This is a genomic window from Actinoallomurus soli (assembly GCF_024055715.1).
Classification (GTDB): domain Bacteria; phylum Actinomycetota; class Actinomycetes; order Streptosporangiales; family Streptosporangiaceae; genus Actinoallomurus; species Actinoallomurus soli.
Genome location: NZ_JAMXMV010000012.1, coordinates 267,265 through 285,738 on the forward strand (window position 1 = coordinate 267,265; position 18,474 = coordinate 285,738).

At 72.0% G+C, this 18,474-nt stretch carries 15 protein-coding genes; 10 read left to right on the forward strand and 5 right to left on the reverse strand.

Annotated features, from left to right (window positions below; all coding sequences use genetic code 11):
• Positions 1-115 precede the first annotated feature (115 nt).
• From NDW01_RS27755 to mfd, 4 genes are all read right to left on the reverse strand, one after another.
• The gene (locus tag NDW01_RS27755) at positions 116-2,311 is read right to left on the reverse strand and encodes a transglycosylase domain-containing protein (protein ID WP_252825703.1); all 2,196 of its coding nucleotides are present in this window, start codon (positions 2,309-2,311) and stop codon (positions 116-118) included.
• Between the two features lie 146 nt (positions 2,312-2,457).
• A complete protein-coding gene (locus NDW01_RS27760) occupies positions 2,458-3,384 on the reverse strand; it encodes a MazG family protein (protein WP_252825706.1) in 927 nt (308 codons plus the stop codon).
• A complete protein-coding gene (locus tag NDW01_RS27765) occupies positions 3,372-4,055 on the reverse strand; it encodes a hypothetical protein (protein WP_252825708.1) in 684 nt (227 codons plus the stop codon). The genes NDW01_RS27760 and NDW01_RS27765 overlap by 13 nt, the downstream gene beginning before the upstream one ends.
• 93 nt (positions 4,056-4,148) lie before the next feature.
• Positions 4,149-7,745 carry a transcription-repair coupling factor gene (gene mfd, locus NDW01_RS27770; RefSeq protein WP_252825711.1) on the reverse strand — a complete coding sequence of 1,199 codons (3,597 nt, stop codon included), beginning with the start codon at positions 7,743-7,745 and terminating at the stop codon, positions 4,149-4,151.
• Positions 7,746-7,933: 188 nt separating this feature from the next.
• On the opposite strand from mfd, the gene NDW01_RS27775 reads away from it, so the two are divergent.
• From NDW01_RS27775 to NDW01_RS27805, 7 genes are all read left to right on the forward strand, one after another.
• On the forward strand, positions 7,934-8,638 hold the full coding sequence (locus NDW01_RS27775; protein ID WP_252825714.1) for a class I SAM-dependent methyltransferase: 705 nt from the start codon (positions 7,934-7,936) through the stop codon (positions 8,636-8,638).
• Between the two features lie 61 nt (positions 8,639-8,699).
• Positions 8,700-10,256, forward strand: a complete 1,557-nt coding sequence (gene cysC, locus NDW01_RS27780; RefSeq protein WP_252825717.1) for an adenylyl-sulfate kinase — start codon at positions 8,700-8,702, stop codon at positions 10,254-10,256.
• A 104-nt stretch (positions 10,257-10,360) separates the two neighbouring features.
• Entirely contained in the window at positions 10,361-11,350 is a 990-nt protein-coding gene (locus tag NDW01_RS27785; RefSeq protein ID WP_252825719.1) for a sulfite exporter TauE/SafE family protein, read from the forward strand.
• Between the two features lie 330 nt (positions 11,351-11,680).
• A complete protein-coding gene (locus NDW01_RS43980; RefSeq protein ID WP_252825721.1) occupies positions 11,681-12,955 on the forward strand; it encodes a sensor histidine kinase in 1,275 nt (424 codons plus the stop codon).
• The gene (locus tag NDW01_RS27795) at positions 12,952-13,635 is read left to right on the forward strand and encodes a response regulator transcription factor (protein WP_252825754.1); all 684 of its coding nucleotides are present in this window, start codon (positions 12,952-12,954) and stop codon (positions 13,633-13,635) included. Before NDW01_RS43980 ends, NDW01_RS27795 begins: the two co-directional genes overlap by 4 nt.
• Positions 13,636-13,743: 108 nt before the next feature.
• A complete protein-coding gene (locus NDW01_RS27800; RefSeq protein ID WP_252825757.1) occupies positions 13,744-14,379 on the forward strand; it encodes a hypothetical protein in 636 nt (211 codons plus the stop codon).
• Between the two features lie 152 nt (positions 14,380-14,531).
• Entirely contained in the window at positions 14,532-15,059 is a 528-nt protein-coding gene (locus NDW01_RS27805) for a hypothetical protein (RefSeq protein ID WP_252825759.1), read from the forward strand.
• 12 nt (positions 15,060-15,071) lie between these two features.
• On the opposite strand, the gene NDW01_RS27810 is transcribed toward NDW01_RS27805, so the two are convergent.
• Complete coding sequence (locus NDW01_RS27810; RefSeq protein WP_252825761.1) at positions 15,072-15,971, reverse strand: beta-1,6-N-acetylglucosaminyltransferase; 900 nt, start codon at positions 15,969-15,971, stop codon at positions 15,072-15,074.
• Between the two features lie 137 nt (positions 15,972-16,108).
• Here NDW01_RS27810 and NDW01_RS27815 point away from each other — a divergent pair, with 137 nt between their 5' ends.
• From NDW01_RS27815 to NDW01_RS27825, 3 genes are read left to right on the forward strand one after another with little or no spacing between them, the layout of a single operon-like run.
• Positions 16,109-17,356: a hypothetical protein gene (locus NDW01_RS27815; RefSeq protein WP_252825763.1), complete on the forward strand. Its 1,248-nt coding sequence runs from the start codon at positions 16,109-16,111 to the stop codon at positions 17,354-17,356.
• Positions 17,305-17,802, forward strand: a complete 498-nt coding sequence (gene pssD, locus NDW01_RS27820) for a PssD/Cps14F family polysaccharide biosynthesis glycosyltransferase (RefSeq protein ID WP_406567768.1) — start codon at positions 17,305-17,307, stop codon at positions 17,800-17,802. The genes NDW01_RS27815 and pssD overlap by 52 nt, the downstream gene beginning before the upstream one ends.
• Complete coding sequence (locus NDW01_RS27825; RefSeq protein WP_252825766.1) at positions 17,799-18,353, forward strand: glycosyltransferase; 555 nt, start codon at positions 17,799-17,801, stop codon at positions 18,351-18,353. The genes pssD and NDW01_RS27825 overlap by 4 nt, the downstream gene beginning before the upstream one ends.
• The last annotated feature ends 121 nt before the right edge of the window (positions 18,354-18,474 follow it).

An 18,474-nucleotide genomic window follows, 5' to 3' on the forward strand; every position in this document is an offset into this window, starting at 1 on the left:
GAGCTGGGAAGGATCTCCGCGGTCCAACAAAACACCGCCGCTTCCGGTCATTCAGTCACGGATGGCGACATATCAACCGCGCGGCAACGGCGTCCGTGACGGTGCGGAGGCGGGCTCAGTCTCCCTTCCACGGCCAGGCGAACGGCGGGTCGAAGAACCACGGCAGGTGGCTGTTGGGCTCCGGAAGGTCCTTCCCGCCCTGATCGGCGCCCGCGGCCTTGTCCTTCGCCTTGTCGTCCTCCTCCTTCTCGCCGTCGCCCTCCCGGAAGTACTCCCCCGGCGGGCCCGCGAAGTCGTGCGCCGGAACCCCCTTCAGGGCGGCCTCCATCGTCTCCCGCCAGATCGGCGCCGGCACGTCCGCGCCGTACACCTGGGCGTAGCACGCCTCGCCCAGGCACACGTCGCGCAGCGGGTGCCTGTAGCCGCCGCGCGGGTCGCCGACCCAGACCGCGCTCGCCAGGTCCGGGGTGTAGCCGGCGAACCAGGCGGCCGAGAAGTTGTCGACGGTGCCCGTCTTGCCCGCCGCCGGACGCCCGAGTTCGTTGCCCTTGGCCGTGCCCTTGGTCAGGACGCCCCGCAGGATGTGGCTGACCGCGTCGGCGACGCCCTCGTCGATGGCCTGGTGGCACTTGGCGCGCGGCACCGGCAGGAATCCCGTCGGGCCCATGACGCTCGTGATCGCGATCGGGCGGCAGTACCGGCCGCGCGCCGCGAACGCCGCGTACGCCGCCGCGAGCCGCAGCGGCGAGACCGTGTTGAACCCGAGCGTGAACGACGGGTACTGCTCCAGCTTCTGCCCGGTCGCGCGACGCATGCCCAGGCGGGTCGCCATCTTGTACGTGGCGCAGAGCCCCACCTTGCGCTCGAGTTCGAGGAAGAACGTGTTGACCGAGTGCCAGGTGCCGGTGACCAGGGTGAACTGCTTGCCGCCCTCGCCGTCGCCCGCGTTGCCGAGCGAGACGCCGGAGTCGCCGACGCGGTCCCCGTCGCAGTTGCGGAAGCCCGTCGGCACGAAGGACTTCGGCGCGTCCAGCTTGTGACCGAACGCCATCCCCTTGTCCAGCGCGGCGGCCAGCGTGAACACCTTGAACGTCGACCCCGCCTGCATGCCCAGGCTGGACCCGTGGTCGGAGTCGGCGGCGAGGTTCACCCACAGTGTGCCGCGTTTGGTGCTGTCGCCCATCCTGCGGTCCAGGGCCATCGCCGTGATCTCCCCCGTGCCCGGCCGGATCAGCACCTCGGCGGCCGCCTTGCCCGATTTGTTGTCCGGGGGAACATAACGGTTCAAGGCGTGCTGGGCGGCCTTCTGCATGCGGGGTTCGAGCGTCGTACGGATCTGCAGACCGCCGCGCTGCAGGAGGAACCGACGCTCCTGGGCGGTCTTCCCGAACGCCCGGTTCGCCAGGATCTCCCGCTGGACGTAGTCGCAGAAGAACGGCGCCGAGCTCTCCACGCACCCGTTCGGCGTGGCGGTGATCCGCAGCCCGAGCGGCCGGCCCTTGACCTCCGCCGCCTGCTCGGGCGTGATGACCTTCAGCTCGGCCATGCGGTCCAGGACCGTGTCGCGGCGCGTCCGGCCCCGTACCGGGTGCAGGTTCGGGTCGTACGTCTGCGGCGCCCGCACGATTCCCGCCAGCGTCGCGGCCTGTGCCAGGGACAGGTCGACGGCGTGCACGCCGAAGTAGTGGCGGGCCGCCGCCTCCACGCCGTACGCGCCATCGCCGAAATAGGCGATGTTGAGGTACCGCTCCAGGATCTGGTCCTTGGTGAGGTGCTTCTCCAGGCCGATGGCGAGCCGCAGTTCGCGGAGCTTGCGGACCGCGGTCGGTTCGAGCGCCTCCTGGCGCGCCGCGGTGGTCGTCGCCGTCTCGGCGAGGGCGTTCTTGACGTACTGCTGGCTGAGCGTCGACCCGCCCTCGACGACGGTCCCGGCGCTGAGGTTGGCGAACAGCGCCCGCAGGATGCTCTTGGCGTCGAGCGCGCCGTGCCGGTAGAAGCGGCTGTCCTCGATCGCGATGATCGCCTGGCGCATGATGGGCGCCACCTGGGCGAGCGGCACCTCGACGCGGTTCTCGTAGTAGAACGTCGCGAGCCGGGAACCGTCCGCGGCCAGGATGACCGAACGCTGCGGGAGCGCCGGGGTGGCCAGCGAGCCCGGCAGCGTCTCGAAGGCGTGGTTCGCGGCCTTGACGCCCAGGCCGGTGGGCAGCAGGACGGGCAGCGCCAGGCAGGCCGACAGCACGCCGGCGGCCACCCCGGCGATCACCAGGTCCTTCAGCCGCGCCGACCGCCGCCCCGAATCCCGCCCCACACTTCGCGGTCATCCCCACACAGAGGGTGATCGGAACCTGGGGAGGGGATTTCCCGGCCATGACCGCGGCCGTCCGATCTCACCGGTCACCGGCCGGTCACGCGGGTCCTCGGGCGGTCGCGCCGGTTGTCAGCCGGTCACGCCGGTCATCGGCCCTGGTGCCGCTCGACGCGGTCGTGGAAGCGGCGGGCGGCCGCGCGCAGCTCGGCCTCGGGGTCGCGGCCCTCCTCGCGAAGCCGGCGGACGAGCGAGAACAGGTCCGCGCCCACGCCGTCGTCGGCGAACAGCTCCTCCGGCACGTCCGCCTTCGCGGCGCGCCGCTGCAGCTGGGCCGCGAGCGAGAGCGAGGGCTGGGCCATCGGGACGCCGTGGAAGATCGAGGCGTCCTCGCCCCGCTCCGCCAGCTTGATCGCGTTCCAGTTGGCGTCGACCTCGTCGGCGTCCGCGACCGTGACGTCACCGAACACGTGAGGGTTCCGGCGTACGAGCTTGTCGGTGATGCCCTCGGCGACGTCGTCCACATCGAAATGCGGCGAGACCTGCGCGTGGAACACCACCTGCATGAGGACGTCACCGAGCTCCTCGCGCAGGGCCTTCAGGTCGCCGCTCTCGATCAGGTCGATGACCTCGTACGCCTCCTCCAGGAGGTACGGCGCGAGGGACTCGTGCGTCTGCTCGCGGTCCCAGGGGCACTCGCGGCGCAGCGTGTCCATCACCGCGACCAGGTCGAGGAACCGCGCGCCGGGCAGGTCATAGGCGCCCTGGACGACCTCCACCTGCGGGGGCTCGTCCATCCCGACGAGGACGGAGCCGACCGCGCGCATCAGGTCCTCGTCGCCGTCGAGCCCGGCCAGCCACACGACCGTGCCGGACGACGCCTCGCGGACGAGGGCGGCGGCGTCGGGCTCGACGACCTCCACCGCGACGCCGGCGTCACGGACGTACGGCAGCTGCGGGTGCTCGCCGCTGCCGGTGAGCACCCGGTCGGCGCCGCGCAGCGTCTCCCAGGCGGGCCAGGTCAGCTGCCCCGGCGCGACCCGCGACGAGGAGGCCAGGAAGGTCAGGCCTGGCATGAGACTCCGCCACTCGTGGTCGGCGTGCCGGAGTCCGGCTTCGACAGGGTCGGGCAGACCGGGCCGAGGGCCATGTGCTGGAAGTCGAAGGAGCCGTAGCGCGGGTTGACCTCGAGCTTGAGGCGGCGGCCCGCCCGCTGGTAGCTGCCGGCGACCTGCTGCAGCGCCTGCTGCTGGGACTGCTGGTCGGTCGCGTTCGTCACGCCGTATTTGCTCATGAGCTCCTGGCGGAGGACGACCGACTTGACGTAGTCGCGGCTGTACCGGGTCGGCAGGCCCTGGGCGAGCACGTTGGCGTCGATGGTGGGCATCCCGCCGTTCTGCGCGATGATCGCGTCGACCTGACCGCCGCTGGCGCTCACCCCGTCGGCGCGCGCGACCTCGTCCCAGACCAACATGTCGACGAGCTGGTACAGGGCGCTGCGCTGCGGCGAGGACGGGTCGAACGGCACCTGCTGCCCCTGGGCCTGCGCCTGCTGGGCGATCTGCTGGGCGGCCGGGTACTTCGGCAGCTCCTTGGTCCACTCGTCGACCGTCGAGTTGAGCTTCGAGATCGTGATGCGGTCGTTGCCCACCAGGGCCGCCGCCCCCGTCTTCACGGGACCGCAGGCGGTGAGCGCCGTACCGGCCAGCGCGGCGGCGATCATGATCTTGAATGGCTTACGGATCACAGCGTCCTTCTCAATTCCTCGCCCGCGGGGGTCGCGGGATGCGTCCGGCACCGGGGGTCTCCTCGCCCCGACTCGTCATCTGGTCACGGCACGTCAGCGGGCCACGGGATCGGGGAGGAACAGCGCCTCCACCAGATCGGTACACCATTTCAGCAGCTCCTGGTCGCGCAGCGGGCGCCCGCCGAGCGGAGCGGTCTTGGGCACCGGCACCAGCAGGGTATTCGTCGCCGTCTTCAGAATGCTCTTCGGGTACAGGCGCTGCAGCCGCACCGTACGCGACTCGGGCAGGCTGACCGGCGAGAACCGGATGTGGTTGCCCTGCAGGGTGACGTCCGTCAGCCCGCCCCGGCGGGCCAGCGCGCGGAACCGCGCGACCTCCAGAAGGTTCAGCACCGGCACCGGCGGCGGCCCGAACCGGTCGGCCAGCTCGTCGCGCACGCCGACGATCTCGTCATCGCTCTGGATCGCCGCGATCCGGCGGTACGCGTCCAGCCGCAGGCGCTCGCCGGGCACGTACTCGTGCGGGATGTGCGCGTCGACCGGCAGCTCCACCTTGACCTCGGGCGTCTCGGGCACACCCTCCTCACGCAGCTCGCGCACGGCCTCGCCGACCATCCGCACGTACAGGTCGAAGCCGACGCCGGCGATGTGCCCGGACTGCTCGGCGCCCAGGACGTTGCCCGCGCCCCGGATCTCCAGGTCCTTCATCGCCACGAACATGCCCGCGCCCATCTCGGTGTGCTGGGCGATCGTCGCGAGCCGCTCGTGCGCGGTCTCGGTCAGCGGCGTCTCGGGCGGGTAGAGGAAGTAGGCGTACGCGCGCTCCCGGCCCCGGCCGACGCGCCCGCGCAGCTGGTGCAGCTGCGACAGGCCGTACATGTCGGCGCGGTCGACGATCAGGGTGTTGGCGTTCGGGATGTCCAGGCCGCTCTCCACGATCGTGGTCGCGACGAGGACGTCGTACTCCTTCTCCCAGAAGTCGACCATGATCTTTTCGAGCTGGTGCTCGTTCATCTGGCCGTGCGCGACGCCGACCCGGGCCTCCGGCACCAGCTCGGTGAGGTGCTTGGCGACCTTGTCGATCGAGCGGACCCGGTTGTGCACGAAGAAGACCTGGCCCTCGCGGAGCAGCTCGCGCCGGATCGCCGCGGCGATCTGCTTGTCGTCGTACGGGCCGACGAACGTCAGGACGGGGTGCCGCTCCTCCGGCGGGGTGAGGATCGTCGACATCTCCCGGATGCCGGTGAGCCCCATCTCCAGCGTGCGCGGGATCGGCGTGGCGGACATGGCGAGCACGTCGACCTGGGTGCGCATCTCCTTGAGGCGCTCCTTGTGCTCGACGCCGAACCGCTGCTCCTCGTCGATGATGATCAGTCCGAGGTCCTTGAACCGGGTCTCCGGCGACAGCAGGCGGTGCGTGCCGATCACGAGGTCGACGGTGCCGTCGGCGACGCCGCGCAGCGTCTCGACGACCTCCTTGTCGGTCTGGAACCGGCTGATCGGCTTGATCACCACCGGGAACGACGCGAACCGCTCGGTGAACGTCGACAGGTGCTGCTGCACCAGCAACGTCGTCGGCACGAGCACGGCCACCTGCTTGCCGTCCTGCACCGCCTTGAACGCCGCCCGCACCGCGATCTCGGTCTTGCCGTAGCCCACGTCGCCGCAGATCAGCCGGTCCATCGGAACCGGCTTCTCCATGTCGGACTTGACCTCGTCGATCGCGGCGAGCTGGTCCGGCGTCTCGATGTACGGGAAGGCGTCCTCCAGCTCGCGCTGCCACGGGGTGTCCGACTGGAACGCGTGCCCCGGCGACGCCTGGCGGGCGGAGTACAGGCGGATCAGCTCGCCCGCGATCTGGCGGACGGCCTTGCGCGCCCGGCCCTTCTGCTTCTGCCACTCGGCGCCGCCGAGCCGGTGCAGGCTCGGCGCCTCACCGCCGACGTAGCGGGTGACCTCGTCGAGCTGGTCGGTCGGCACGAACAGCCGGTCGCCCTTGGCGTACTCGATGATGAGGTACTCGCGGGTGGCGCCCTGCACGGTGCGGCTGGCCATCTCGACGTACCGGCCGACGCCGTGCTGCTCGTGCACGATGTAGTCGCCGACGGTGAGCCGCAGCGGGTCGACGCCGCCGCGCCGCCGCGACGGCATGCGCCGCATGTCCTTGGTCGAGGACTTCTGCCCCGACAGGTCCGTCTCGGTGAGCACCGCGAGCTTGACGGCGTCCCAGACGAAGCCGTGGTCGAGGAGCCCGCAGGAGACGTTGACGATCGCCGGCTCCGGCGGACCGGGCAGCTCGGTGACCTTCGCGCCGAGCCCCTCCTCGCGGACCACCTCGGCCAGCCGCTCGGCCGGGCCGTGGCCCTCGGTGACGAGCACGACCCGCCACTCCTCGTGGATCCAGCCCTTGACGTCGGCCATCACCCGCTGGGTGTCGCCGCGGTACGACTCCGCCGCGCGCGCCCCGATCCGCAGCGCGCCGTCGCCGTCGGCGTCCGGCGCCTCGTCGACGGCCACCTCGGTGAGCTCGCCGGTGGCGGCGGAGTACTCGCGGCGGGTCCGGCCGCCCGCCGGATCGGCGCCCGCCGACTCGGCGCTCGCGAACGGCGCGATCGTCCACCACGCCAGGCCGAGCTCCGCCGTACGGTCGCGGACCTCCTCCAGGGTCCTGAACGCGGCCGCGCCCAGATCGATGGGGGCCTCGCCGCCCGCGGCGGCGTTCACCCACGACGCTTCGAGGAACTCCTGGCTCGTGCTGACCAGCTCGGCGGCGCGCGTACGGATGCGCTCGGGGTCGCAGACGACCACCGAGGAACCGGCGGGCAGCACGTCGAGGAGCAGCTCCATGTGGTCGGCGAGGACCGGCGCGAACGCCTCCATTCCCTCCACCGCCGAGCCGTCGGCGATCTGCTGGAGGATGTCGGCGAGCGCCGGGTGCTCCCGGCCCAGCTCGCGGGCGCGCTCGCGCACGGACCCGGTCAGCGGCAGCTCACGGCACGGCGGCGCCCACAGCCCGTCCTGGGCGACCTCGAGCGAGCGCTGGTCGGCCGCCTTGAAGTAGCGGACCTCCTCCACCTGGTCGCCCCAGAACTCCACCCGCAGCGGATGCTCCTCGGTGGGCGGGAACACGTCGAGGATGCCGCCGCGGACGGCGATCTCGCCGCGCTTCTCCACCAGGTCGACGCGGTCGTAGCCCGCGTCGACCAGGCGGCGCACGGCGTCGTCGAGGTCGGCCTCGTCCCCGGGCCGCAGTCGCACGGGCTCCAGGTCGCCGAGCCCGGCGACGATCGGCTGGAGCACGGCACGGACCGGGGCGACGACGGCCTGCAGCGGACCGGCCGCAGGGTCGTCGGGATCGCCGTGGGCCAGCCGTCGCAGCACGGCGAGGCGCTGGCCGACCGTGTCCGAACGCGGCGACAGGCGCTCGTGCGGCAGCGTCTCCCAGGCGGGGAAGTGCGCCACCGCGGCCGGGTCCAGCAGGCTTGTCAGGGCCGCCGTCAGGTCCTCGGCCTCGCGGGCCGTCGCGGTGACCATCAGGACGGTACGCCCGCGCTCGCGCGCCAGCGCGGCACCGAGGACCGGCCGCAGCGCGGGCGGCGCGACGAGGTCCAGGTGGGCGTCGGCGCTCTTCAGGGCACGGGCGAGCGCGGAATCGGCGGCGGCGACGTCGAGCAGTCCGGAAAGGGTCATGAGCTCATCAAGGGTCAGGCAGCGTGAAGGCCCGAGAGTGATCTCACCCCGGGGTCCCCAGCCTACGCGTCGCCGCTACCACAGGCCGCAGCGCCCCGGTCAAGCGGGTGGTCGACAACCGGTGGTGCACGACACGGACAATGCCGAATGCGGCCACGGTGTGCGAGCGGGCGGCTACGCTCCGGGGCGTGACCGAGCTGCGGACCCCGCCGACCTTCGATCCCGACGTCTTCCACCAACGTGTTCGCGAGTACGCCGACGAGCGGCCGTACGAGCGGCTGCGGGTCCTCGACGCCGGCTGTGGGCGGAGCGTGCCGCTCGACCTGCGTCCCGCCGAGTGCCACGTCACCGGGGTCGACGACGACCTGCCGGAGGCGCGCGCGGGGGTCCGCGCCCGCCGCGACCTCGACGCCTGGCACCTCGGGGACCTGCGCACGGTCCCCATGCCGCCACGGGTGTACGACATCGTGCACGTCTCGTACCTGATCGAGCGGATCCCGCACGCCGAGCTGGTCCTCGACCGGTTCGTCGCCGCGCTCCGGCCCGGCGGGCTGATGCTGGTCCGGTTCCGGGACCGCGACAGCGCGTTCGGCCGCCTCGACCGGGTCGCCCCGGGATGGCTGCGCTCCGTCCTGTGGCTGCGCGGCACCCCGCCGCGCCCGGTGTACGAGCGGGTGGCGTCGGCCGCCGGCATGCGGGCGTACTGCCTGATGCGGGGCCTGGTCGTCGTCGACGAGCACACGTCCGCCGGGATGGTGGCCTGGTCAGGGACGATCGTGCGGCTGATGTGCCGGGCCGTGGGCGTTCTGTCCAGGAATCGCGCGACCTCGGCGTACAGCGACGTCGCCATGGTGATCCGCAAGCCGGAGAATCGCTACGCGCGCATCATCTGAGGTGGCGTCGGCAGAGCGTAGAGTGCAATGGTCAACGGTCGAGACACGATCGGAGCCTGCGTTGACGACGGAAGCCGGCGACCTACGCGACCTGCCGAGCCTGACGCCCGGCCCGGCCGAGCTGGCCGACCTCGAACTGCTGCTGAACGGCGCGTTCCATCCGCTCACCGGTTTCCTCGGCGCGGTGGACGCGGCGACCGTGTCCGCCGCCGGACGGCTGTCCGACGGCACGCCGTGGCCGGCGGCCGTGACGATCGCCGTCCCGGAGGACCTCACCAAGGAGGACCGGGTCGTCCTGACCGATCCGGAGGGCGTGCCGCTCGCGGTCCTGCACATCGCCGAGACGTGGCAGGACAACGCGTCACCGGCCGGGTTCCCCGAGGATGATCCGCTTCGCGCGTCGGGGACGACCTCCTGGCACGCGGCCGGCCGGGTCGAGGCGCTGGCCCTGCCGGAGCACGGGACGTTCCGCCGGCTCCGCCTGCCCCCGCGCGAGGTGCGCGCGGAGCTGGCCGGGGCGACGACGCTGGCGCTGGCGACCCGTGGTCCGCTGCACCGGCGCCATCTCGGCCAGCTGCGCCAGCTCGCCGAGAAGCTCGACGCGCGGCTGCTGCTGATGCCGTTGATCGGCGAGGGCCACGACGACGCGCTCGTCCGCGCTCTGCTGGCCGTGCGCCGCGAGCTGCCGGCCGGCACGCTCGTCGTTCCCGTGCCGCTCATCGAGCGGCCGGGCCGTGACCTGGCCCTCGCGGCCCACGTCGCCGCGGCGTACGGCGCCACCCATTTCTTCCTGGAGCCCGCCGCCGGCGCTGAGGAGGCCGCGCGGGCGGGTGCGCAGGCCCTGCCGCTGACGAGCGGACAGCTCCCGATCGAGCCGGTCACGCCGGAGCCGTGGGCGTACGACGAGAGCGTCGAGGTGTGGCGTCCGGTCTCCAAGATCGAGCCTGACCACATCCGGCCGGAGCCGACCGAGGCGGAGCTCGCCGCGATGCTGGACCGCGGCGAGAAGATCCCGGAGTGGTTCACGCTGCCGGCGGTGGCGGAGGAGCTGCGCCGGGCCAACCCACCGCGGCACGAGCGGGGTCTCACCGTCTTCTTCACGGGCCTGTCCGGCTCGGGCAAGTCCACGATCGCCCGCGGGCTCGCCGACGCGCTCGTCGAGCGGGGCGGCCGCACGGTCACCCTCCTGGACGGCGATGTCGTCCGCCGGCTGCTGTCGGCGGGCCTGACGTTCTCCCGTGACGACCGGGACCTCAACATCCGCCGCATCGGCTACGTCGCCGCCGAGATCACCCGGCACGGCGGGGTGGCGATCTGCGCGCCGATCGCGCCGTACGCCGCGACGCGGGCGGAGGTGCGCCGGATGGTGAACGCCACGGGCGACTTCGTCCTGGTCCACGTGGCCACGCCGCTGGAGGAGTGCGAGCGCCGCGACCGCAAGGGCCTGTACGCCAAGGCGCGGGCCGGCCTGATCCCGGAGTTCACCGGCATCTCCGACCCCTATGAGGTCCCGGACGACGCCGAGCTGACCATCGACACCTCGCAGCTGACGCCCGAGGCCGCGGTGGAGCGGGTCCTGGACCTGCTCGTCGCCGGCGGCTGGGTGCGCTCCGAGTAAGGGTTCCGTCACCGAACGCCAACGGGGGCCTGCCTGGCGCTCCCCGGCCATCACCGTTTAACCTGAGTGTCCGACTTTCCCGATATAACGGGTAGGGCATACGGATGCACTTCGATTATCAGATGGCCATGGGCTCGTTCCTGGTCGCGATCGTGGTGGGATTGACCGGAATGGGCGGCGGCGCCCTGATGACGCCGATGCTCACCGTCTTCTTCGGCGTCCCGCCGCTCACCGCGGTCTCCAGCGACCTCGTCGCCGCAGCCGTCATGAAGCCCGTCGGCAGCCTCGTGCACCTGCGCCGCGGGACCGTCAACCTGCGCCTCGTCGCCTGGCTGTGCGCCGGATCGGTACCGACCGCGTTCTGCGGCGTCCTGCTCGCCCGCGCGCTCGGGCACGGCAGCCGGGTGCAGGACGTCATCGAGATCGCCCTCGGCGTCGCCCTGCTCATCGCCGCCTCCGGTCTCGTCATCCGCAGCTACCTGACCATGGCCGCCGGTGGCCCGCGCCGGGCGGCCCGTGCCTCCTCCCCCGACGACGGCGCGCCCTCGGCGGCCGTTTCCGTACGCCCAATCCCGACAATGCTGGTGGGAGCGGTGGGCGGCCTGGTCGTCGGCATGACCTCGGTCGGCTCCGGTTCGTTGATCGTCGTCGCCCTCCTCGCCCTGTACCCGAAGCTCACCGCCAACCGCCTCGTCGGCACCGACCTGCTGCAGGCCGTGCCCCTGGTGTGGTCGGCGGCGCTCGGTCACATCCTCTTCGGCGACTTCAAGCTCAGTGTGACGCTCGCGCTGCTGGCCGGGTCGATCCCCGGCGTCATCCTCGGCTCGCTGGCGTCGTCCCGGGCCCCGGGCGGCCTGATCCGGTGGGCGCTGGCGTTCGTCCTGCTGGCGTCGGCGCTGAAGATGTTCAACGTGGGCACGACGCCGATGGCGTGGGCGCTGGTCGCCGCGGCGGTCGGCGGCACGGCCGCCTGGTCCCTGCTCCGCGCCTGGAACGGCCTCCGCGCGCTCCCCCTCCCCCGCCACGACGCGCCACCCCTGAGGACCGTCCCGATCCGCCGCTCCGAAAAAGACCCGTCCGTCGTCCCTCACTGACCCGCTCCCCTGCCGTCCCCGCCCAGGAGGCGTTACAGAGGCCCCCCGCCACCGCCTCGTTGCCGCCGCCGCGCCCTGGTCGCCGCCGCGGTGGTCTGGTTGCCGTCGACGGTGACGGTCGATGACCGATTCGCCGGGTCTGGAACGTCACTGCCGACGGCGAAGTGGCCGATCGATCCGGCGCAGGGGGCCGCCGCCCGGACCAGGACGGGGTTCCGCCATCCGATCATCATCACGTGCTCGGAGCGGCCCGCCGGGCTCGGCCGCGCGTCTCCATCACCGGGACCGGGCAGGGGTGCGTGACGGGGAGATGGTCCGTACGGTGGGGGCGTGGATCTCACACGGCTGCGCCGTCGGGCGGAAGCGCTTCCGCCGTGGGCCGGGGAGGCCATTGTGTGTGCGGCCGCTCTGGCGGTGAGCGTCTACCGCATCGGTACCGCGACGCCGGACGGTGGCGAGCGGAGTCCCGACGCCTGGGCGTACGGGCTCGGGCTCACGATGGCCGTGGCGTTGCCGATCCGCCGGCGCCGGCCGGCCCTGGCGCTCAGCGTCGTCTTCCTGCTGTGGGTGATCTACCACGTCGCGAACTATCCGGGCGGAGCACCGGCCGTACCGGTCTGGATCGCGCTGTACTCGGTGGCCGCCGCGCCACGGCGGAGGATGGGGCTGGCGCTCGCGGGCTGGCTGATCGTGTCGGACGCGCTGGCCCGGACGAAGTACACCGGCGCCGGCCTGTTCGACGCGGCGCTCGACGGGTCGACGGTGGTGTTCGTCGCGGCGCTGTTACTGGGCGACTCCGTCCGCAGCCGTCGCGCCCGACGCGCCGAGTTCGAGGCCCGTCTGGCGCTGCTGGCCGCGCACCGGGACCAGGTCGCCGCGCAGCGGCTCACCGAGGAGCGGATGCGCATCGCCCGCGAACTCCACGACGTGTCCGCGCACACGATCGCCGTGATCAACGTGCAGGCGAGCGTGGCCGCCGAACTGCTGACCGAGGCCCCCGACCAGGCTCGGGAGGCACTCGATGCGGTCCGGCGGGCCGGTGGCGAGGCGCTGGCCGAGATGCGGGCGACCGTCGGCGTCCTGCGGGAGCGGGACGGAGCGGAAGGCGGCGTGGCACCCCCGGCTCCGGGCATCGACCGGCTGCCGGACCTGGCCCTGGCCTGTGCCGGTGGCGGGCCGCGCGTCGAGGTGCGGGTCGAAGGCGAGCGCCGTCCGCTGCCCCGGCTGGTGGAGTTCACGGCCTACCGGATCGCCCAGGAGTCCCTCACCAACGCATTGCGTCATTCCGACGCCGACCTGGTGGAGATCCTGGTCCGGTACGACGAGGCCGGGCTCGCTCTGGAGATTCGCGACGACGGCGGCGGAGGTCACGGCCGCACCGGCCGACCCGGGGATGTCACGGAGGGCAACGGCCTGCGGGGCATGGCCGAACGCGCGGCCGGCCTGGGCGGCCGGTTGACCTCCGGCCCGTTCGAGTGGCCCAACGGCGCCGGGCGAGGTTTCCGGGTACGCGCCTGGCTGCCGGCCGTGGACGACGACGTGACGATGCGCAAGAGGGGGGCGTCCCGCGTGGGCGACCGGCCGAGGGACGAGGAGGCGACGTGACGATTCGGGTGTTGGTGGCCGACGACCAGGCGCTCGTCCGGGCCGGGTTCCGCATCCTCCTCGACCGGGCGGAGGACCTTGAGGTCGTCGCGGAGGCCGCCGGCGGTGAGGAGGCGGTCGCCCTGACCCGGGCGCACCGCCCTGACGTCGTGCTCATGGACGTGCGGATGCCCGGCACGGACGGGCTCGCCGCGACGAGGCGGATCCTCGCCGACGAGCGGACGCCGGACGTCAGAGTGATCGTCCTGACCACCTTCGACCTGGACCGGTACGTCTTCGCCGCGCTGCACGCGGGGGCCAGCGGGTTCCTGCTCAAGGACATCGACCCCGAGGCGCTGCGGCAGGCGGTGCGCACGGTGTTCAAGGGGGACGCCCTGCTCGCGCCGCAGGTGACCCGCCGGTTGATCTCGGCGTTCGTGGGGCGGCCGGACGGGCCGTCGTTCGACCCGGCCCTGTCGGGGGCTCTCACCGACCGGGAGCGCGAAGTGGTGGCGCTCGTCGCCGAGGGCATGTCCGACCAGGACGTGGGCCGGCGGCTGGGGATGAGTCCCGCGACGGCGAAGACCCACGTCAACCGGGCGATGACCAAGGTGAGCGCGCGAGACCGTGCCCAGCTCGTGGTGTTCGCCTACCGGTCGGGGCTGGCGGTGACGCCACCCGGGGTACCGCCCCGGCGGTAGTTCTCGTACCACGACCGCCGTATCGGATCGCATCGCGAGGCGGATGGAATTCACGGCGCGGCTCCCTAGCGTTGCCTGCGTAGTCATTCACTCGGTAAGGGAGAAACCATGCAGCCGGTTTTCCGGACAATCGCCGGTGTCTGCCTCGTCATAGGTCCGACACTCCAGGGAATCTCGACTTTCTATTGGACCGACCGCTACCAGGGCATCACCGCCGGAACTCTCATCGTGGCCGCGACGACCTGCTGGCTCATCGGTCTCGTCGCGGTGTACCGCCTCATCGAGCCGAGAGTGCCGCGCTACGCGGCGATCGCACTGCCGGTGGCGATTTACGGGTGCGTCGGCGGAGCCTCGTTCGGGCTGCAGGGAATGCACGAGGAACTGTTCAACGTCTCGCACACCGAGGCGGTGCGGCTGATCCAACAGCATCCCGGGGCGGCGTTCGTGACGTTCTGGTTCGCCGGCTCGGCCTTTCCACTCAGCCTCTTCATGCTCGGCGTCGTGCTCACCCGGATCCGGGCGGTGCCCTGGCCGATCGGCGTCCTGCTGTTCGGCGGCGCCATCGCGTTCCCGCTCAGTCGCGTACCGCGCGAAATAGCGATAGCCCACCTCGCGGACCTCGTACTGCTGGCGCCTTTCGCCTATCTCGGGACTCGGATCGTGCTGGGCCATCTGGCCATGGCGCCTGCCTCGGACCGCTCGACGGCCGCTTTGCCGGATTCGCCGATGAGCGCACGACAATGAGCAGGCAATGATTCAGCAGCCCACCGCCCGGAGCGTGATCGGCATATCCGCTCCGGGTACGCCCGCCGAATGGACCGTTCGTGTCCGGCAGCAGCGACTCGCAGGGGTGAAGAATGATTCGACGGGGCACCTTGGGCGCATCGACCGGTGAAATGGTCACGATCCACCGAATAGCGGCCGCCTGGGGCCTGGTGGTCGGCGTCGCCGGCCTCGCCTCGCTTCCCTCCGCGGCCGAGGCCGCCCGAATCCCGGCGGCCGCGCAGGAACGTCTCGTCACCGATCACAACAATGACGGCAACGGCCACCACAACGCCACCGCCATGTCCGTACGCAGTCCCATCCGCAATCGCGGCTATCAGCACACCACCAACCGGAACGCCGGAGGTGTGAGTGACGCGCAGAACGCCTTGTGTCATCGCGCCCGGGTCTGCAACCTGACGCAGAGGGTCACCATCGTGAATCCCGAGCGACCGGCACCACCGACGGCCGAGGCCCCCGCACCGGCCCAACTCGCCACAGTGCCGGGGCAGACCACCGCCGCGTCCGCCGGTCCCCTGCTCTCCATGGGTCCGTACGGTCTGATGCTGGCGGGCGAAGACTCCGCCGGTCCGTCCTCCTCAGCCGAGGACGCCGGGGATCCGATGCGGTGGCTCGGCTGGCCGGCCGGTCCCTTCTCCTGACCGGGGTGCCGGTCAGGGTCCGGGGCGGCGGTCGGCGGCGAGCTGGTCGAGCAGGTCGGGGACCTTGGGGTACGCGGAGACGTCGATCTTGCGGGCGAAGAACGCGTCGCTGGCCCGCAGCTCGTCCAGGTGCGCCGCGGTGATCAGGTCGGGATGGCTCGCGTCGGCACCCCACCGGATGAACCGCCTGCTGTCATCGGCGACCGAGCGGGCCGGCCGAGCGTTCAGGGCCAGCGAGCAGATGAAGGTCTCGTCCGGGATCGGCGCATACCGCAGATAGCGCAGCAGGCGGTCGGCCAGCGGGTCGGCCAGCATGCCGTGCACGGTCTCGGCGGACAGGTTGAACCACATGTCGCCGACGTACAGCCCCACCCCGTCCCGGTAGGGATGCCGCCGCTCGAACGGCAGCGGCACCGATCGGTGGGTGCCGGGCAGCCGCCGCTTGCGCAGGTAGCGGCGGCGGGTCACCGCCTGCCAGGGGTCGGTGTCCGCCGCCGGATCGGGAGTGACGGCGAAGTGCCGCAGATAGGCGTCGTACGGTGAGGCGGCGAGCTCCTTCTCGATCGCGGTGACGGGCCGGATCGGGTAGTCCTGGCCCGACACCAGGAGCACCCAGGAGAACTCCGGGATGTTGGCCGCCACCCAGCGCAGCGACCGCCACTGCGCCTCGACCAGGGAGAGTCTTCCCCACTGGCAGGGGCGGGCGTCGGGGATCAGCGCGACGTTCGAGGACGGACGCAGATTGAGCGGCTCACCGCTCGGGTCGTGGTGGATCACCGCGACCGTGTCGACGCCGGTCCGGATCCGGTCCACGAGCCGGGCGACCTGCCCGGGGTTCCGGTGCGACAGCACGATCACGACCAGCGGTCCGCCGCCCACGCCCATCCCGCGCCTTTCACCGAGTTCCGCCATTGCGTGACCGAGCGTACTGGCGTTCCGGAAAAGCGGTGACGAGTCCGATGATGAAAGGCCGATTACGGTAAAGTGCCGGGAAAGTTGAAGTCGGTCACCGGGGCGGATCCGGGCTGATCAAGGGCACAGGGGGCGCAGTGCTCCGCGCACTTGTCGAACGGCTGTGGCTGCCCGAGCCGGAGTCCTCCGGGTGGCCGGTCCGGGTCACGTCGGGCGAGGTTCCACCGGGGTACCGCGTGGTCGAGCGCTATGCCGTGGTGCCCTCTCCCGAACGGCCGCGTTTCCTCGTCCCGCTCGACGGCCGGGCCGTCGCCGCCGGCAGCCTCACCCACTACAACGGGCTGCGCTGGGCCCGTCTCCGCCTCCCGCGTACGGTCCTGGGCGCCGGGTTCCGCACCGGCGTCGCGCCGCTCGTGCTGCGCCACCGGCTGCTCGTCTGCGTTCCCGAGGAGCTCCCGCCGGCCGAGCTGGGCGACTACCTGCTGAGCGCGCACCTGGGCCGCGTGCTCGGCCTGCCGCGACCGGCGCTGGGCGTGGGCGTGCGGCCGCCGGACCCCAACCTGAAGCCGACGCTCCAGCTCTTCGGCGCCGACGGCGCCCCCGTGGGCTACGCCAAGGTCGGCTGGAACTCCGCCACCCGGGAGATGACCCGGCGGGAGGCGGCCGCGATCGCCGCGGTCACCGAGGGCCCGGTCGGCGGCATTCGCGTCCCGGAGCTGCTGCACCACGGCCCGTGGCGCGACTACGACCTCACCGTCACGGCACCACTGCCGCTGCGGATCCGCCGCTATCGGGAGGCGGAGCCGCCCCGCGTCCCGTACGACGCGGTTTTTCCCGACCAACCGACCCCGACCGACCTCCCGGGTCCCTTCGCCGCCCGTACGACGAAGCTGGCCGACTCGGCCTTCTGGCGGGCGCTGCGGGCGGAGGCGGCCGTACTGGCCGATGACGAGGAGGAGCGGCGACTCGCAACCGTGGTCGCCGCCCACTGCGACGAACTCGAACGCGAGCACGGCGGCACTCCCCTGCGCGTCGGCCGCTGGCACGGCGACTGGGTGCCCTGGAACATGGGCCGGTACGCCGGGGACCTGTACGTCTGGGACTGGGAGCACAGCGCCGAGGAGGTCCCGGTCGGCTTCGACCACCTGCACTGGAGGTTCCAGGACGCGCTGGTGCTGCGCGGCCGGCCGCTGGCCGAGGCGGTCGCCGCCGTACGGGCCGCCGCCGAGAACGAGCTTCCCGAGATCCCCTCCGACCATCGCCGACTGCTCGGACGGCTCTACCTGCTGGAGATGTTCATGCGGACGTACCACCTCAAGCGGCTGGGCGGCGGATGGAACCCCGCCCTCCATCCGGCCATGCTCGCGGTCCTGGAGGAACGGTGAGGGTCCTCCTGGTCTGCTCGACCGGCGGGCACCTGACCCAGCTGCACCGGCTGCGGCCCTGGTGGTCCGAGCACGAGCGGATGTGGGTGACGTTCGAGAAGGCCGACGCCTGCTCCCTCCTCGCGGACGAGCAGGTGACCTGGGCCTACCACCCGACGACCCGGAACATCCCCAACCTGCTGCGCAACCTGTGGCTCGCGCTGCGGCTCGTCCCCCGCTACAAACCGGACGTCATCGTCAGCTCGGGGGCGGGCGTCGCCGTGCCCTTCTTCCTCCTGGGCAAGCTGCTGCGCCGGCGCACGGTCTACCTCGAGGTGTACGACCGCATCGACTCGGGCACGCTCACCGGCCGTCTCTGCTATCCGATCGCGGACCTGTTCCTGCTGCAGTGGGAGGAACAGCGGGCGCGCTACCCGAAGGGCACCGTCGTGGGGCAGCTGCTGTGACCGGCCCGGACAGACCGCTGGTCTTCGTGACCGTGGGCACCGACCATCACCGGTTCGACCGGTTGATGGGGTGGATGGAGCACTGGCTCGCGGCGAACGGCCACGTCCGCTGCGTCGTGCAGCACGGGCCCGCCGACCCGCCGGCGGGGGCCGAGTGTCACGACTTCCTGCCCCACGCCGACATGCAGGAGCTGTTCCGGCAGGCGACCGCCGTCGTCTGCCAGGGCGGACCCGGCTCCATCACCGAGAGCCGGCAGGCGGGACGGCTGCCGATCGTGGTGCCCCGCATCGCGCGGCTGGACGAGGTCGTCGACGACCATCAGGTGCGCTTCTCCCGGCACGTCGCGACCTTCGGCAAGGTCGCCCTGGCCGAGACCGCCGAGAGCCTGCACGCCCACCTCAACCGCGCGCTGGCCGACCCGGCGAAATACGCCGTACCGGACGAGGCCGACGAGACGGCGCCCGCCGTCGCGCGGTTCGGGCTGCTGGTGGACGAGCTCGTCGCCGAGCCCCGGCGTCGCCGCCGCCCCCGGTCCGCCAGTACGGGCTAGGGCCTGTCCGGTGGATCATGTGGTGATCCACAACAATGCGGAGACCAGGGTGATCGCTGCCCGGTAGTGGCGGGTGAGTTTGTCATACCGGGTGGCGATGCCGCGCCATTGCTTGAGGCGG

What these genes read in the sequence shown, in the direction of transcription:
- NDW01_RS27760 (WP_252825706.1), bottom strand. Translation starts at nt 3,384, where the DNA reads ATGCCAGGCCTGACCTTCCTGGCCTCCTCGTCGCGGGTCGCGCCGGGG.
- mfd (WP_252825711.1), bottom strand. Translation starts at nt 7,745, where the DNA reads ATGACCCTTTCCGGACTGCTCGACGTCGCCGCCGCCGATTCCGCGCTC.
- NDW01_RS27785 (WP_252825719.1), top strand. Translation starts at nt 10,361, where the DNA reads ATGCACTTCGATTATCAGATGGCCATGGGCTCGTTCCTGGTCGCGATC.
- NDW01_RS27800 (WP_252825757.1), top strand. Translation starts at nt 13,744, where the DNA reads ATGCAGCCGGTTTTCCGGACAATCGCCGGTGTCTGCCTCGTCATAGGT.
- NDW01_RS27805 (WP_252825759.1), top strand. Translation starts at nt 14,532, where the DNA reads ATGGTCACGATCCACCGAATAGCGGCCGCCTGGGGCCTGGTGGTCGGC.
- NDW01_RS27810 (WP_252825761.1), bottom strand. Translation starts at nt 15,971, where the DNA reads ATGGCGGAACTCGGTGAAAGGCGCGGGATGGGCGTGGGCGGCGGACCG.
- pssD (WP_406567768.1), top strand. Translation starts at nt 17,305, where the DNA reads ATGGAACCCCGCCCTCCATCCGGCCATGCTCGCGGTCCTGGAGGAACG.